We start from the raw sequence: 16,568 nt of genomic DNA, 5'->3' as shown, positions 1-16,568 counted from the left end.
TTTTGCACCGATCCCGGGGAACGAGGGCTCACTCGCGGGTGAGAACTATTTTGCCAAACGCACCGCGGTCGAGGTGTTCAAGCGCCTGTTCAAGCTCGTTAAAGGGGTAGCGGTGCTCAATCACCGGTTTCAGCCCGTTGACATCAACAGCACGCACCAGATCTTCCAGCGCACGGCGGTGACCGACGCCAATCCCCTGAATCACCGGCGATTTCAGCAACAGTTCACTGGCAGAAAGCGAGATTTCATTCCCCGCCAGCACCCCAATGACCGAGATGCGCCCATGAACCGCCACGACTCGCAGGGAGTGTTTCAGATTTTCTCCGCCCACGGTTTCAATAATATGGTCAATGCCACGATCTTCGGTCAGCCTAAGCATCTCTTCAGCCCAGTCGCCTTTTAGCCGGTTAACGCCCTGATCGGCCCCAAGCTTTTTGGCCTGTGCCAGCTTTTCATCACTGCCGGAGGTGACAAAGACTTGCGCACCATGGGCTTTAGCGATTTGCAGCGCGAATATCGCCACGCCCCCTGTCCCTTGTACCAGCACCGACTGACCGGCGCGTAAATTGCCCCGCTCCACCAGCGCGAACCAGGCCGTTAGCCCCGCACAAGGCAAGGTGCTGGCCTCTGCGTCATCCAGTGTTTCCGGGGCGGCAACCAGCCAGTTTTCATTCATGATGACGTATTCAGCCAGCACTCCCTGGAAATAGCCTCCGAGGGTTCTGTAGGGCAAAACGCGTGCGTCCGCTTTTGGCTTGCCGTCGATCCACTCCGGGAAGAAGTTTGAAATGACGCGTGCTCCGGGTTTGAAACGCGTGACGCCCTCGCCAGTACTCTCCACAACCCCCGCCATGTCAGAAGCAGGTGTAAAGGGGAAGGTGCGCGAAATGGGCATATTGCCTTCAATCACCATTTTATCGCGATAGTTGAGCGCAACGGCATTCACCCGCACGCGTACTTCACCCGGGCCAGGCTGCGGGAGGGGTTCCTGGGTAAGTCTGAGGTTCTCGCGCCCGAGGGCGTCCATTGACCAGCGTTGTATTGTCTCTGTCATTATCTTTCTCCTGCCATTAAATGAGCTTCAGTAACGACAGTCTAACGTTGACTCAAGGTCGCCAGTGGCGATACCTTTTCTCTTCATTGACGCCATGATGGATACAATCCATGACTGATACGTTGAAAGATATTCCTGTTTTTGTGGCTGCCGTTGAAGCGGGTAGTTTTGCTCAGGCCGCGGTCCGTCTGCATTTGTCGCGCTCGGCAGTGGGAAAAAGTATTGCCCGGCTTGAACAGCGACTGGGGGTACGTCTGTTTCAGCGCACCACCCGTAGCCAGCGGCTGACCGATAACGGCGCGCTTTTTTATGAGCGTTGTCTGCGCGCGCTGGAGGAAATCCGCAGTGCAGAATCGCTGCTGGAAACAGGGAAGCAGCAGGTGAGTGGTCGTCTGCGTGTGGCTATGCCGGTGCTCTTTGGTCGGCAGTGCGTCGCCCCGCTGCTGATAACGCTGGCACAGGAACATCCAGGGCTTGAGCTGGAAATGTCATTCAGCGACAGGGTGGTAGATCTCGTGGAGGAAGGGTTCGATATGGCGGTGCGTAACGGCATACTGGCAGACAGTACCGTGCTGGCCGCCAGAAAACTGGGCGAGCACCAAATGGTCCTGTGCGCCGCGCCGGATTATCTGATGAAAAAAGGCCATCCAGAAACCGTTGCCGATTTACGTCAGCATACGGCGATTAACTATCTGCAGGCAGGCAGAATTTTACCCTGGCAGCTCGCGGACAACGAAGGAAAGCCGCAAACCCTTGTTCTCCGTTCATCACTTAATATGGATGATTTACAGGCGATCTGCGACGCAGCAATAGCCGGACACGGTGTTGCATGGTTGCCCTGCTGGATGGCAAGTAAAGAGATCCAGACTGGAAAACTCGTCCTGCTCTTCAGGCAGGCGCCGGATGTGCGCTTTGACGTTCATGCAGTCTGGCAGAAGACGCCGCATCTGCCGCTGAGGGTGAGAATGGCTATAGACACGCTGGTGAGCCGCTTACCGACGGCGATGTCGCTGGATTTTCCTGACCCCATAAAAAAGCCGCGCTAAAAGCGCGGCCCGGGTATGGTGTACAGCGACGATTAAATATCGATATTCGCGGCTTTCAGGGCGTTCTCTTCAATAAAGGCGCGGCGTGGTTCAACGGCATCACCCATCAGGGTGGTGAACAGTTGGTCTGCGGCAATCGCATCTTTAACGGTCACGCGCAGCATGCGGCGGCTTTCCGGATCCATCGTGGTTTCCCACAGCTGATCCGGGTTCATTTCACCCAAACCTTTATAACGCTGGATAGCCAGACCACGACGTGACTCTTTGACCAGCCAGTCCAGCGCCTGCTCAAAACTGGCGATCGGCTGCTTGCGCTCGCCACGTTCGATAAACGCATCGTCTTCGATCAGACCACGCAGTTTTTCACCCAGCGTGCAGAGACGGCGATATTCGCCACCGGCGATAAACTCATTATCCAGCGGATAGTCAGTATCAACACCGTGGGTACGCACGCGAATAATCGGCTCGTAATGGTTCAGCTCCGCATTTTCGCGAATATCGAACTTCCAGGTGCTACCGTGCTGTTCTTTCTCGTTCAGCTCAGTGACCAGCGCGTTCACCCAGCGGGTGACGGTCTGCTCGTTGCCAAGGTCGGCTTCGGCCAGCGTCGGCTGATACACCAGCTCTTTTAACAGCGCACGCGGGAAGCGACGTTCCATACGACCAATCATCTTCTGCGCGGCATTGTATTCAGAGACCAGTTTTTCCAGCGCTTCACCGGCCAGCGCAGGCGCGCCTTCGGTGGTGTGCAGGGTCGCACCGTCCAGCGCGATAGCGATCTGGTACTGATCCATCGCCTCGTCGTCTTTAATATACTGTTCCTGCTTGCCTTTTTTCACTTTGTACAGCGGCGGCTGGGCAATATAGACGTGACCACGTTCAATGATTTCCGGCATCTGACGATAGAAGAAGGTCAACAGCAGCGTACGGATGTGCGAGCCGTCGACGTCCGCATCGGTCATGATGATGATGCTGTGATAACGCAGTTTGTCCGGGTTGTACTCGTCGCGACCAATACCGCAGCCGAGCGCGGTGATAAGCGTCGCCACTTCCTGAGAAGAGAGCATCTTGTCAAAGCGCGCCTTCTCAACGTTAAGGATTTTACCTTTCAGCGGCAGAATCGCCTGGTTCTTACGGTTACGCCCCTGCTTCGCAGAGCCGCCCGCAGAGTCCCCTTCCACAAGGTACAATTCAGACAGCGCCGGGTCGCGTTCCTGACAGTCAGCCAGTTTGCCCGGCAGGCCTGCTAAGTCCAGCGCCCCTTTACGACGGGTCATTTCACGGGCCTTACGCGCCGCTTCACGGGCACGTGCCGCATCAATAATTTTGCCGACCACGATTTTTGCGTCAGACGGGTTTTCCAGCAGGTATTCGCCCAGCAGTTCGTTCATCTGCTGTTCAACCGCCGTTTTCACCTCGGAAGAGACCAGTTTATCTTTGGTCTGTGAGGAGAATTTCGGGTCTGGTACTTTTACAGATACAACCGCAATCAGGCCTTCACGGGCATCGTCACCGGTGGCGCTGACTTTCGCTTTTTTGCTGTAGCCTTCTTTGTCCATGTAGGCGTTCAGGGTACGGGTCATCGCCGCACGGAAGCCTGCAAGGTGGGTACCGCCATCACGCTGCGGAATGTTGTTGGTAAAGCAGTAGATATTTTCCTGGAAACCGTCGTTCCACTGCAGCGCTACTTCGACGCCAATACCGTCTTTTTCGGTGGAGAAGTAGAAAATATTCGGGTGGATCGGCGTTTTATTCTTGTTCAGATATTCAACGAACGCCTTGATGCCGCCTTCGTAGTGGAAGTGGTCTTCTTTGCCATCGCGCTTGTCTTTCAGGCGGATGGATACGCCGGAGTTCAGGAAGGACAGCTCGCGCAGACGTTTCGCCAGAATTTCATACTCAAATTCGGTGACGTTGGTGAAGGTTTCATAGCTCGGCCAGAAACGCACCATGGTACCGGTTTTTTCTGTATCACCCGTGACGGCCAGTGGTGCCTGCGGTACACCGTGTTCGTAAATTTGACGGTGGACTTTATTATCGCGCTGGATAACCAGCTCCAGTTTCTGCGACAGGGCGTTTACAACCGAAACACCTACGCCGTGCAGACCGCCGGAGACTTTATAAGAGTTATCATCGAACTTACCGCCCGCGTGCAGCACGGTCATGATGACTTCAGCTGCAGAAACCCCTTCTTCCGGGTGAATACCGGTTGGGATCCCACGTCCGTCATCCTGTACGGAGACGGAGTTATCGCTGTGGATCGTGACAACGATATCTTTACAGTAACCTGCGAGCGCTTCGTCGATAGCGTTATCTACCACCTCGAATACCATGTGGTGCAGACCGGTGCCGTCATCCGTATCGCCGATATACATACCCGGGCGCTTACGCACCGCATCCAGCCCTTTCAGGACTTTGATACTGGAGGAGTCATAAGAATTCGACATCAACGTTTCTCGCTCATTTTGTCTTGGGTTAATCCGTTATTTTACCCTTTTCCACGGTGAACATCTTCGAATTTTTGTCCGACATGTCCAGTACGTGTTCAGCGCTGATGGCGCTGACGAAAACCTGTGATTGCGTGGCTTTTAAGCGGCTGGCAAGCAGTCCGCGACGCGCATCGTCAAGTTCCGAGGCAAAATCATCTATCAGGTACAAACAGCGGCGACCGCTCTCGCGGGTCAAAAACTCCCCCTGTGCCAGGCGTAGCGCGCACATCAGGAGTTTTAGCTGCCCACGGGAAAGCGTATCTTCCACCGGCGCACCGTCGGCACGGATGCGGAAATCCGCTTTGTGCGGGCCGTGTGCGGTGTAAGTCAGCAGGCGATCGCGTTCGAAATTCTTCTCCAGCACCTCGGCATAATCCGTCTCTTTCTCCCAGCCGCGCTGGAAAGAAAAGGTCAGAGAGAACTCCGGTAAAAATTGTTTGCAGGTGTCTGCCATATCCTCAGCGATACCGGCGCTGTACTCGGCACGCCACAGGCTGATTTGCTCCGCCAGGGGAATCAGTTCTTTGTCCCACGGACGCAACTGCCCGTAGTGGCTTACCTGACGAAGCGCGGCATTACGCTGTTTGAGCAGACGCTTTAGGTTGCTCCAGGCGTTAAAGAATCCGGCTTCGTTGTGAAAGCATCCCCAGTCAAGGAACGCTCTTCTGTATTTGGGGCCGCCGTTGAGTAAAGTAAACCCCTCCGGCGTAATCAACTGCATAGGCATCAGCAACGCCAGTTCCGCCACCTTGTGACCATCGGTTCCATCGATGCGCACGGTGCTGTCGCCCTGTTTGTCTTTCGTCAGACCAATGGCGATTTCCCGCTCCGCTTCCTGCAAACGCCCGTGCAGAATAAATGACTCCTGCTCATGGCGAATGACGCGGCCAATTTGCAAACTGCGAAACGCCCGACCGTGGCCAAGCGTATAGATGGCTTCCAGCACGCTGGTTTTGCCGCTGCCGTTCGCGCCAACCAGAAAGTTAAAGCCGGGAGATAAGGCGAGATCCGCATTTTCGATATTGCGGAAGTCTTTGATTAGGAGTCGGGATAGAGACATATCAGCTCGTCATCATTCAAGGGGCGTGGGTGTCGCAGCCAGTTCGTCTACCGCCAGCGCGCAGAAAGCGGAGCGTACACGAAGTACGTGAGCATTTGCTCGCTCCGCTCGTCCTTCGGACCGTCTTACAGACGTCCAAAACGCATAGCATTTTGTCGAGCACTGCCGGAAGGCGAAATGGCAAGTAAACCAGCCCCTTTGCAGATTCTACAATCGCATGGGCATGACGACGTAAGCTGCGGATTGCGATGCCGCATCCTCAATCTGCACACTCGAAACGGAATCCGTCAGCATAATGCGTACATTTTCGCACTTCAGCGCATTAAGTACGTCCAGCACATAGCTAACGTTAAAACCAATCTCCATTTCGCTACCGGAGTAAGTCACATCCAGTATCTCTTCCGCTTCTTCCTGTTCCGGGTTGTTAGCGGTGATTTTTAACTGGTTTTCACTGACATACAGACGCACGCCGCGGAATTTCTCGTTCGAGAGAATGGCGGCACGGGCAAAGGCCTGCTTGAGGATGTCGCAACCCGCATCCAGGTGCTTGTCCGGGTTCTTCGGTAATACGCGGCGATAATCCGGGAAGCGACCATCAACCAGCTTCGAGGTGAAGATAAAGTCGCCGACATGTGCACGGATGTTGTTGCTGCCGATCTGCACGGTCAGCGGGTTGTCACCGCCGTCGAGCATACGCATCAGTTCAATCACCCCTTTACGCGGTACGATCACCGAATGGTTGGGTAGAGGCTGCCCGACAGGCATAGAGCATACCGCCAGGCGGTGGCCGTCCGTTGCCACGGTACGCAGCTCTTCACCTTCGGTTTCAAACAGCATGCCGTTTAAGTAATAACGCACATCCTGATGCGCCATTGAGAACTGAGTCGCTTCAATCAGGCGTTTCATTGTGGCCTGCGGCAGCGTGAACTCCACTTCGCTTTGCCAGTCATCCAGATTCGGGAAATCGGCGGCAGGCAGCGTGGAAAGGGAGAAACGGCTGCGGCCAGAACGCACCAGCATACGCTCGCCTTCAAGCTGGACGGCGATTTCTGCGCCTTCCGGCAAACCACGGCAGATATCAAAGAATTTCCGCGCCGGGACGGTAGTCGCGCCGGGCTCATGCGGCTGGACGAGCGCAACACGGGCCACCATTTCCATTTCAAGATCGGTACCGGTTAGCGAAAGCGTACCGTCTGCAACCTGAAGCAGCAGATTACCGAGAATGGGTAACGTCGGGCGACCGCCCAGCGGGCCGCTGACTTGTTGCAGCGGCTTTAAAAGATGTTCACGTTCAACGGTAAATTTCATAGCGTCACGATGATAATGTTCTGATTAAATTGGAAAAATCTTCTTTGATATCGTGGCTCTCTTCACGCAACTGCTCAATCTTACGGCAGGCGTGTAGCACGGTAGTATGGTCACGGCCACCAAACGCATCGCCAATTTCCGGCAGACTGTGGTTGGTGAGCTCTTTCGCCAGCGCCATCGCCATCTGACGCGGCCTCGCGACAGAACGCGAGCGACGCTTCGACAGCAGGTCCGCGACCTTAATCTTGTAATACTCCGCCACCGTCTTCTGAATATTGTCGATGGTGACCAGTTTTTCCTGCAGCGCCAGCAAATCACGCAGCGCTTCACGCACGAAATCAATGGTAATCGCCCGGCCGGTAAAGTTGGCATTGGCAATAACGCGGTTCAGTGCCCCTTCCAGCTCACGCACGTTAGAGCGCAGACGCTTGGCAATAAAGAAGGCCACTTCACCCGGCAGACGAATGTCATTTTCGTCGGCCTTTTTCATCAGGATCGCGACGCGGGTTTCCAGCTCAGGCGGCTCGATCGCGACCGTCAGCCCCCAACCGAAGCGGGATTTCAGACGATCTTCAACGCCGTTGATCTCTTTAGGATAACGATCCGACGTCAGGATGATCTGTTGATTCCCTTCCAGCAGCGCGTTAAAGGTGTGGAAAAACTCTTCCTGAGATCGTTCTTTATTGGCAAAGAACTGGATGTCATCGATAAGTAAGGCGTCAACGGAGCGGTAGTAGCGTTTAAACTCTTCGATCGCATTGTTTTGCAGGGCTTTTACCATGTCCTGGACAAAACGCTCGGAGTGCATATACACCACTTTGGCATTGGGTTTACGCGCCATGATGCCATTGCCCACCGCGTGCAACAGGTGAGTTTTACCTAAACCCGTACCGCCATAAAGGAACAGTGGATTGTAGGCGCCGCCAGGGTTATCCGCCACCTGACGCGCCGCCGCGCGCGCCAGCTGGTTTGATTTACCTTCGACGAAGTTATCAAAGGTATGTTTCAGGTTGACGTTGGAGCGGTATGTTGGCTCAGCCGGCGCAGGAACGTTGTCCCAGCCAGGACGTACCGCCGGCGCAACGCGCTGTGGCTGTACCTGAGTCGTCTGTACAGGCGCAGCAACATGGGCAGGTTCCCGGTGGATCTGTGTGACAGGCTTCGTACCGACCTCAAAGCGCAGTTGCGGGGCGTCCGCACCGCAGAAATCGTTCAGCAGTCCATTGATATTATTGAGATACTTGTCTCTTACCCAATCGAGCACAAAACGGTTTGGCGCATACAAAGCCAGCGTGTTATCGCTCAGTTCCGCCTGCAACGGGCGGATCCACATGCTGAATTCTGTGGCTGGTAACTCATCCTGCAATCGGGCAAGACACTGCTGCCAAAGCGAAAGTGACACGGCGGACTCCACTCGAACAAAAATCGATAAATAAAAGGCAGAAACATTAATGATTGTTGACACACGTCGATCAGACCCAACGAGGGTGACGTGCGAACCGCTATCTGCGGTTTTACACGCTTCCTTCTGGCTGCATCATTGCACCTTAAAGGAAAGTGTACTTTGCCCTGTTCACGATCCACGGATCGCGATCGGGACCGCGGATCATAGCCTAAACTGCGTCAGAGATCTTCTGTTTATCACAGATTCTTCACGATTTATCCACAGGGGGATTCGGAATCGGGTAAGTGTAATCGATCCCAGGTGCAGTGCGGGACGATTTACGCCGCATATTGGAAAATTTAATGAGTAATGCCGAATTCCTGCTTAATCGATCTAATGAAGATCCCGGCGGATCCTTGCGCTTTGCCCACCAGGCCGTATAATCCACCACCCGGCGCGCTTTGCTCGTTTTTAGTCGTCGAGCACGGCTTATTTTTTACGCGAAACTGTGCAAAAATAAGCGTGTTATAAGGAAAGAGAATTGACTCCGGAGTGTACAATTATTACAATCCGGCCTCTTTAATCACCCATGGCTTCGGCGTCCGTCGTACGATATTCGTTCGGATATCCAAAAAAGCCATTGAATTTATTCAAGTTTAGGTAGAAATCGCCATGAAACGCACTTTTCAACCGTCCGTACTGAAGCGCAACCGTTCTCACGGCTTCCGTGCTCGTATGGCTACTAAAAATGGTCGCCAGGTTCTGGCTCGTCGTCGCGCTAAAGGCCGCGCACGTCTGACCGTTTCCAAGTAATAAAGCTAACCCTGAGTGGTTAAGCTCGCATTTCCCAGGGAGTTACGTTTGTTAACTCCCAGTCATTTCACTTTCGTCTTCCAGCAGCCACAACGGGCTGGCACGCCGCAAATCACCATTCTCGGCCGCCTGAATTCGCTGGGGCATCCCCGTATCGGTCTTACCGTCGCTAAGAAAAACGTCAAACGCGCACATGAACGCAATCGGATTAAACGTCTGACGCGTGAAAGTTTTCGTTTGCGTCAACATGAACTTCCAGCAATGGACTTCGTGGTAGTGGCGAAAAAGGGGGTTGCTGACCTCGATAACCGTGCTCTTTCGGAAGCGTTGGAAAAATTATGGCGCCGCCATTGTCGCCTGGCACTCGGCTCCTGATAGGCCTGATTCGGGTCTATCAAATCCTGATTAGTCCGCTACTCGGGCCGCGTTGCCGTTTCAACCCTACATGCTCTCGCTATGGAATTGAGGCATTGCGCAGGTTTGGAGTGATAAAAGGCAGTTGGTTGACAGTGAAACGCGTATTAAAATGCCACCCTTTACACCCGGGTGGAGACGACCCCGTCCCGCCAGGACCCTTTAATACCAGAGAACACTAACGATGGATTCGCAACGCAATCTTTTTGTCATCGCTTTGTTGTTCGTGTCTTTCATGATCTGGCAAGCCTGGGAGCAGGATAAAAATCCTCAGCCTCAGCAGCAGACCACGCAGACTACGACCACCGCAGCGGGTAGCGCAGCCGACCAGGGCGTACCAGCCAGTGGCCAGGGGAAACTGATTACGGTTAAAACCGACGTGCTGGAATTGACTATCAACACCCGTGGTGGTGATGTCGAGCAGGCACAGCTTTTGGGTTATCCGAAAGAGCTGGGTTCCAGTGAGCCGTTCCAGTTACTGGAAACGACGCCGCAGTTTATTTATCAGGCTCAGAGCGGTCTGACCGGTCGCGACGGCCCGGATAATCCGGCAAACGGCCCACGTCCTCTGTACAACAGCGAAAAAGATGCGTTTGTGCTGGCCGATGGCCAGAACGAACTGGCAATTCCGCTGACCTATACCGATGCTGCGGGTAACACCTTCACTAAAACCTTCACCCTGAAACGCGGTGAATATGCGGTGAATGTAGGTTACAACGTGCAGAACGCCGGCGAAAAACCGCTGGAAGTTGCTACCTTCGGTCAGCTGAAGCAGTCCATCAATCTGCCATCGCACCGCGACACCGGCAGCAGCAACTTTGCATTGCATACGTTCCGCGGTGCGGCGTACTCCACGCCTGACGCGAAGTATGAAAAATACAAATTTGACACCATCGCCGATAACGAAAACCTGAACGTCAGCGCAAAAGGTGGTTGGGTCGCAATGCTGCAGCAGTATTTCGCGACTGCATGGGTTCCACGTAACGAAGGCACCAATAACTTCTATACGACGAACCTGGGCAACGGTATTGCCGCTATCGGTTATAAATCTGAGCCGGTTCTGGTTCAACCGGGTCAAACCAGTACGCTGGGCAGCACCCTGTGGGTCGGCCCGGAAATTCAGGATAAAATGGCTGCCGTTGCGCCGCACCTGGATCTGACCGTGGATTACGGCTGGCTGTGGTTTATCTCTCAGCCGCTGTTCAAACTGTTGAAATGGATCCATAGCTTCCTGGGCAACTGGGGCTTCTCCATCATCGCCATCACCTTTATCGTCCGTGGCATCATGTACCCGCTGACTAAAGCGCAGTACACCTCCATGGCGAAAATGCGCATGCTGCAGCCGAAAATTGCGGCGATGCGTGAGCGTTTAGGCGATGACAAGCAGCGTCAGAGCCAGGAAATGATGGCACTGTACAAAGCAGAGAAAGTAAACCCGCTGGGCGGTTGCTTCCCTCTGGTTATCCAGATGCCAATCTTCCTTGCGCTGTACTATATGCTGATGGGTTCCGTTGAACTGCGCCATGCGCCGTTCGCCCTGTGGATCCATGACCTGTCTGCACAAGACCCGTACTACATCCTGCCGATCCTGATGGGCGTGACGATGTTCTTCATTCAGAAGATGTCGCCGACCACCGTGGCCGACCCGATGCAGCAGAAGATCATGACCTTTATGCCGGTCATCTTCACGGTGTTCTTCCTGTGGTTCCCGTCAGGTCTGGTGCTGTACTATATCGTCAGCAACCTGGTGACCATTATCCAGCAGCAGCTGATTTATCGTGGTCTGGAGAAACGTGGCCTTCATAGCCGCGAGAAGAAAAGCTCCTGATACTCTTCATTCTTCAAGCCGCAGGCGCGTTGGCTGCGTTTGCTTGCCCCAGTCACTTACTTAAGTAAGCTTCTGGGGCGCACAAACTTGCCGCCTTCCTGCAACTTGAATTATTTCGAGTATCCACGGTAGAGTTAATGCCAGAGAAGGCGGTCAAATGACCGCCTTTTTTATTTGTTTTCAGCGAGACATATCATGAGCCATAACGACACGATCGTCGCCCAGGCTACCCCACCGGGACGCGGTGGCGTTGGTATCCTGCGTATTTCCGGTCTTAACGCGCGCGATGTCGCGCAAGCCGTACTGGGCAAGCTGCCAAAACCCCGCTACGCCGACTATCTGCCATTTAAAGAGGCAGACGGCACCGTGTTAGATCAGGGTATTGCGTTGTGGTTTCCGGGCCCGAACTCCTTCACCGGCGAAGATGTGCTGGAACTGCAGGGCCACGGCGGCCCGGTGATCCTCGATCTGCTGCTCAAACGTATTCTGCTGCTCCCGGGCGTACGCATTGCAAAGCCGGGAGAGTTCTCTGAGCGGGCGTTCCTCAATGACAAGCTTGATTTAGCCCAGGCGGAAGCCATTGCCGATCTGATTGACGCCAGTTCAGAACAGGCGGCACGCTCGGCGCTGAACTCACTGCAGGGGGCTTTTTCCGTACGCATTAATCACCTTGTGGAAGCACTTACTCACCTGCGCATTTACGTGGAAGCGGCGATTGATTTCCCGGATGAGGAAATCGACTTCCTGTCCGACGGCAAAATAGAAGCTCAGCTCAACAGCGTGATGGGCGATTTAGATGCCGTGCGTGCCGAAGCTCGCCAGGGTAGCCTGCTACGCGAAGGGATGAAGGTAGTGATTGCCGGGCGTCCAAACGCCGGGAAATCGAGCCTGCTGAATGCGCTGGCGGGCCGTGAGGCTGCGATCGTGACAGATATCGCTGGCACCACGCGCGATGTATTGCGCGAGCATATCCACATTGATGGCATGCCGTTGCATATTATCGACACCGCCGGGTTGCGCGATGCCAGCGACGAAGTCGAGCGCATCGGTATTGAGCGAGCCTGGCAGGAGATTGAACAGGCAGACCGCGTACTGTTTATGGTAGATGGTACGACGACCAGCGCCGTTGACCCGGCAGAGATTTGGCCGGACTTTATCGCCCGTCTGCCCGACAAACTGCCCATTACCGTGGTGCGTAACAAAGCGGATGTGACCGGCGAAACGCTGGGTATCAGCGATGTAAATGGTCACTCACTGATTCGTCTGTCGGCACGTACTGGTGAAGGCGTGGATGAGTTGCGTAACCATCTCAAGCAGAGCATGGGTTTTGATACCCGTATGGAAGGCGGCTTTCTGGCGCGTCGTCGCCATCTGCAGGCACTGTCAGACGCTGCCAGTCACCTTGAACAGGGCAAAGCGCAGCTACTGGGCGCCTGGGCAGGGGAACTGCTGGCAGAAGAGCTGAGACTTGCGCAGCAGGCGTTAAGTGAGATCACCGGAGAGTTTACCTCCGACGATCTGCTGGGCCGTATTTTCTCCAGCTTCTGTATCGGTAAATGAGCCAGACGAACGATAGCCTGTCAGCGCTTTACGAAGCGACCAGCGAACGTACGCTGGCCGCCTGGCAAAAAGCGCCTGATTGCGGCGACATTATGCTGCAAGGCTATTACGATCCGCACAAACTGGCGCTGGCCAGCGGTATTCAGCCACCATTGCCCACTCTTGTCGCTTCCCTGCGCCAGCAGCTGGCGATACGGGTAAGCGGCGATACGCTGGCCGATGTCATGCCTGCTAACGGCCTGCACTTTACCTTTCTCCCGATCACTTTGCCGCTTTATACCGCCGCAGAGCCGCCGGATGACATAGGCACTTTGCTGACGCTCTGGCAGCGCTGGCGGCAACATAGCGTCTGCATCAGTGAACTACGGCTGGTTGCGCTACCGGGCCAGATTTTACTGGCGGGCATTCCTGATGAGAAAAGCCAACAGGCGCGCCAGCAATTTTGCGACGCGCTACTCGCCTCCCCCTGGCGCACTCCTCTGCTTGACCGTCATGCGCACACTCCTCTGCCACCGCCATTCTGGCACACCACGTTATTACGTTATCGTGCACAATACCTGCCCCCATCTTTACGACGCTTTTTCCTCACAAATCGCCAGCATCGCTACGGCAGCGTAGAAGGAATGCTGAAACTGGCTCAGGTGAATTACAACTGGACACGCGTACTGCCGATTGAATGAATTGTGCAGGAAATATGTAGATGGGCACATATTGACTAAATATATTGTAAATGTGGCCAGTTTGGTCTTTTCAGCGGCGTTTTTCCGCATTAAAACCTATGCGGTATGCGCGATAATGTTGATTATCGTTTCCTGCATCAGACCATTATCACGGAGGGAAAATGGCAACGCATTTTGCACGAGGGATCCTCTCAGAGGGATGTTTAGTTTCAACGCGACTCTCCGGGGCTTGTCATAACAGCGCCCGGCAACTTCCTGAACACCAGCAGTCGCGCTATCTGGCTTCACGAGCACTGCTCGCCGAAATGATGTTTATGCTTTATGGCATCAGCGAGCTCCCGGACATCATAATTGAGTCCAGCGGACGCCCGAAATTTTCCGATCCTGGCCTGCCCCATTTCTCTCTGGCGTACGCCGGAAATATGGTTGGTGTGGCGATTACCACCGAAGGTGAGTGTGGCCTGGACATGGAGTTACAGCGCGCCACCCGCAGTTTTCATAGCCCTCATGCTCAAAAAGCCTGGCAGTTCAGCAGCAACGAACAGCTGTGGATCAATAACCAAAACGACCCTAACGAAGCACAGGCGCAGCTCTCAACCCTGAGACAAAGCGTGCTCAAGCTTCTCAATCAAATGCAGGATTCCCCCGGCATGCTGCAACTCCTGCCCGGCGCCGGGCGACTGCGCGTTCCCCAACTGGCTCAGGTTGAAGTGTTATGCGATGCTGAGGATGTCCTAATCTGGTCGGTTGCGGTAACGCCGGCCATCGAGAGCCTTAAGATCTGGGAGTTTGATTGTAGAAATGGGTGGCGCTTTCTGCCTGACGTGCAGACACGCGCTAACGATCCCGCCTCCCGCCTGATGCGCTTCACCAGCTTACCAGCAGAAAAAGCCCTTATTATTAACTGACCCGATTGCAAGGAGTCATTATGTCTGCATCACTTAACGTTGTGACGTTACTGGGTAGTTTGCGTAAAGGATCGTTTAACGCGATGGTTGCGCGGACGCTACCCAAACTGGCCCCTGTGGGCATGGACGTTTTACCGTTACCATCCATCGGTGACATTCCGCTGTATGACGCCGATTTGCAGCAGGAAAACGGTTTTCCCGCACGTATCGAAGAGATCGCACAACAGATTCGCGAGGCGGATGGGGTGGTCATTGTGACGCCGGAATATAACTATTCCGTACCCGGCGGGCTGAAAAACGCCATCGACTGGCTCTCACGTCTTCCCGAACAGCCGCTGTCCGGCAAACCGGTGCTTATCCAGACCAGCTCAATGGGCGCGATTGGCGGCGCGCGTTGCCAGTATCACCTGCGGCAAATCCTGGTCTTCCTTGATGCCATGGTGATGAACAAACCGGAATTTATGGGCGGCGTGATCCAGAGCAAAGTCGATCAACAAACGGGAGAAGTGGTCGATCAGAGTACACGCGATCATCTGACCGGGCAGTTGATGGCATTTGGCGATTACATCAGGCGGGTAAAAGCGTAAGCGAAGTGCGGGCTGATGCCCTCTCCCACGGAGAGAGGGCGCAAACACGAAAGCCCTTTTCTTCGAAAAGGGCTTACTGCTTATTTGGCGTCGATAAAGACAATTTTCAGCACGAACAGCACCGCAACCACAACCACACACGGGCTGAGGTCACGCAGGCGACCGGTGAACAGCTTCATCACACAGTAAGAGATAAAGCCCAGCGCGATACCTTCGGTAATCGAGAAGCTGAACGGCATCATTACGGCGGTAATAAATGCCGGGACGGCTTCGGTCAGGTCATCCCACTTCACGCGAGAAAGGCTGGATGTCATCAGGACACCAACATAAATCAGCGCGCCCGCAGCAGCATAAGCAGGAACCATTCCGGCCAACGGCGACAGGAAGATAACCAGCAGGAACAGGATGCCGACGACAACAGCCGTCAGGCCTGTGCGGCCACCAACAGAGACGCCGGAAGAGGATTCGATATAGGCGGTCACCGAAGAGGTACCAATGAACGAACCTGCCACGGAAGAGATACTGTCGACATACAGCGCCTGCTTCATGCGCGGGAATTTACCGTTCTCATCAACCAGACCCGCTTTGTCAGTTACACCGAGCAGCGTACCGGAGGAGTCAAAGAGGTTAACCAGCATAAAGGAGAAGATAACGCCTGCCAGGCCAATGTTGAATGAACCGGCCAGGTCAACGTTACCCACTACGCTCGCCACGCTCGGCGGCGCAGAAATAATCCCGTGATACTGCACGTCACCCATCATCCAGCCCAGCAGGGTGGTCACGACGATAGAAATCAGTACCGCAGCGTGAATATTGCGGGAAGCCAGAACAGCAATGATGAAGAAGCCCAGAACACCCAGCAGAACACTATGAGATGTCAGGTTACCAATCGCCACCAGGGTATCTTTGTTCGGGACAATCACACCGGCGTTTTTCAGGCCCATCATGCCGATAAACAGACCAATACCGCTGGTGATGCCCACACGCAGGCTGACCGGAATGTTAGCAATCATCCAGTAACGCACGCGGAAGATAGTCAGCAACAGCAGACCGACTGCGCCCCAGAAAATCGCGCCCATACCAATCTGCCAGGACAACCCCATCGCACCAACAACCACAAACGCGAAGAAAGCGTTCAGGCCCATCGCGGGTGCCAGCGCAACCGGCAGGTTAGCAAACAGCCCCATCAGGATACTGCCGAACGCGGCAATCAGACAGGTGGTGACGAATACCGCACTGGTGTCCATCCCGGCGACACCCAAAATCTGCGGGTTAACAAAAACGATGTAAACCATCGTCAAAAACGTGGTGAAACCGGCGATCACTTCGGTGCGTGCCGACGTGCCATGTTCACGCAGTTTAAACACGCGCTCAAGCAACCCTTGGCTCGACGCCTGGGTAGTGTGTTGTTGGCTCATTATCAATTTCCGAACAAGG

Annotated in this window: 16 protein-coding genes; 10 read left to right on the top strand and 6 right to left on the bottom strand. The window is 54.5% G+C overall.

Going from position 1 to position 16,568, the window contains the following annotated elements:
• Nucleotides 1–28: 28 nt before the first annotated feature.
• On the bottom strand, nt 29–1,054 hold the full coding sequence (locus AB182_RS25290; RefSeq protein WP_047372470.1) for a zinc-dependent alcohol dehydrogenase family protein: 1,026 nt from the start codon (nt 1,052–1,054) through the stop codon (nt 29–31).
• A 110-nt stretch (nt 1,055–1,164) separates the two neighbouring features.
• On the opposite strand from AB182_RS25290, the gene AB182_RS25285 reads away from it, so the two are divergent.
• Nucleotides 1,165–2,100 carry a LysR family transcriptional regulator gene (locus AB182_RS25285; RefSeq protein WP_047372469.1) on the top strand — a complete coding sequence of 312 codons (936 nt, stop codon included), beginning with the start codon at nt 1,165–1,167 and terminating at the stop codon, nt 2,098–2,100.
• 32 nt (nt 2,101–2,132) lie between these two features.
• Here AB182_RS25285 and gyrB read toward each other — a convergent pair whose 3' ends face one another.
• The 4 genes from gyrB to dnaA all read right to left on the bottom strand — a co-directional run bounded on the left by gyrB (nt 2,133) and on the right by dnaA (nt 8,359).
• Complete coding sequence (gene gyrB / locus AB182_RS25280; protein ID WP_047372468.1) at nt 2,133–4,547, bottom strand: DNA topoisomerase (ATP-hydrolyzing) subunit B; 2,415 nt, start codon at nt 4,545–4,547, stop codon at nt 2,133–2,135.
• A 28-nt stretch (nt 4,548–4,575) separates the two neighbouring features.
• The gene (recF, locus tag AB182_RS25275; RefSeq protein WP_047372467.1) at nt 4,576–5,649 is read right to left on the bottom strand and encodes a DNA replication/repair protein RecF; all 1,074 of its coding nucleotides are present in this window, start codon (nt 5,647–5,649) and stop codon (nt 4,576–4,578) included.
• Between the two features lie 207 nt (nt 5,650–5,856).
• The gene (gene dnaN, locus AB182_RS25270; protein WP_047372466.1) at nt 5,857–6,957 is read right to left on the bottom strand and encodes a DNA polymerase III subunit beta; all 1,101 of its coding nucleotides are present in this window, start codon (nt 6,955–6,957) and stop codon (nt 5,857–5,859) included.
• Between the two features lie 4 nt (nt 6,958–6,961).
• Complete coding sequence (gene dnaA / locus AB182_RS25265; RefSeq protein ID WP_047372465.1) at nt 6,962–8,359, bottom strand: chromosomal replication initiator protein DnaA; 1,398 nt, start codon at nt 8,357–8,359, stop codon at nt 6,962–6,964.
• 344 nt (nt 8,360–8,703) lie between these two features.
• Here dnaA and AB182_RS33490 point away from each other — a divergent pair, with 344 nt between their 5' ends.
• The 9 genes from AB182_RS33490 (at nt 8,704) to AB182_RS25235 (ending at nt 15,131) form a co-directional block, all read left to right on the top strand.
• On the top strand, nt 8,704–8,784 hold the full coding sequence (locus tag AB182_RS33490) for a hypothetical protein (RefSeq protein ID WP_431520362.1): 81 nt from the start codon (nt 8,704–8,706) through the stop codon (nt 8,782–8,784).
• Nucleotides 8,785–9,013: 229 nt separating this feature from the next.
• Nucleotides 9,014–9,154 (top strand): 50S ribosomal protein L34, encoded by a 141-nt coding sequence (gene rpmH / locus AB182_RS31090; RefSeq protein WP_000831330.1) that lies wholly within the window; start codon nt 9,014–9,016, stop codon nt 9,152–9,154.
• 15 nt (nt 9,155–9,169) lie between these two features.
• The gene (rnpA, locus tag AB182_RS31085; RefSeq protein WP_071195137.1) at nt 9,170–9,529 is read left to right on the top strand and encodes a ribonuclease P protein component; all 360 of its coding nucleotides are present in this window, start codon (nt 9,170–9,172) and stop codon (nt 9,527–9,529) included.
• Nucleotides 9,493–9,750: a membrane protein insertion efficiency factor YidD gene (gene yidD / locus AB182_RS31080; RefSeq protein ID WP_071845955.1), complete on the top strand. Its 258-nt coding sequence runs from the start codon at nt 9,493–9,495 to the stop codon at nt 9,748–9,750. Before rnpA ends, yidD begins: the two co-directional genes overlap by 37 nt.
• 2 nt (nt 9,751–9,752) lie before the next feature.
• Nucleotides 9,753–11,396 (top strand): membrane protein insertase YidC, encoded by a 1,644-nt coding sequence (gene yidC, locus AB182_RS25255; protein ID WP_047372463.1) that lies wholly within the window; start codon nt 9,753–9,755, stop codon nt 11,394–11,396.
• A gap of 195 nt (nt 11,397–11,591) precedes the next feature.
• The gene (gene mnmE / locus AB182_RS25250) at nt 11,592–12,956 is read left to right on the top strand and encodes a tRNA uridine-5-carboxymethylaminomethyl(34) synthesis GTPase MnmE (RefSeq protein WP_047372462.1); all 1,365 of its coding nucleotides are present in this window, start codon (nt 11,592–11,594) and stop codon (nt 12,954–12,956) included.
• Nucleotides 12,953–13,636 carry a hypothetical protein gene (locus AB182_RS25245; RefSeq protein ID WP_047372461.1) on the top strand — a complete coding sequence of 228 codons (684 nt, stop codon included), beginning with the start codon at nt 12,953–12,955 and terminating at the stop codon, nt 13,634–13,636. Before mnmE ends, AB182_RS25245 begins: the two co-directional genes overlap by 4 nt.
• Nucleotides 13,637–13,797: 161 nt before the next feature.
• Nucleotides 13,798–14,544 (top strand): 4'-phosphopantetheinyl transferase family protein, encoded by a 747-nt coding sequence (locus AB182_RS25240; RefSeq protein ID WP_047372460.1) that lies wholly within the window; start codon nt 13,798–13,800, stop codon nt 14,542–14,544.
• Between the two features lie 20 nt (nt 14,545–14,564).
• Nucleotides 14,565–15,131, top strand: a complete 567-nt coding sequence (locus AB182_RS25235) for an NADPH-dependent FMN reductase (protein ID WP_047372459.1) — start codon at nt 14,565–14,567, stop codon at nt 15,129–15,131.
• A gap of 80 nt (nt 15,132–15,211) precedes the next feature.
• Here the strand turns inward: AB182_RS25235 and AB182_RS25230 are convergent, their stop codons facing one another.
• On the bottom strand, nt 15,212–16,549 hold the full coding sequence (locus AB182_RS25230; protein WP_039080019.1) for an NCS2 family permease: 1,338 nt from the start codon (nt 16,547–16,549) through the stop codon (nt 15,212–15,214).
• Nucleotides 16,550–16,568 lie beyond the last annotated feature (19 nt).

Source organism: Phytobacter ursingii (assembly GCF_001022135.1).
Taxonomy (GTDB): domain Bacteria; phylum Pseudomonadota; class Gammaproteobacteria; order Enterobacterales; family Enterobacteriaceae; genus Phytobacter; species Phytobacter ursingii.
Note: the sequence above shows the minus strand (reverse complement) of the source record. Positions and strands in the feature narration are given on the sequence as shown.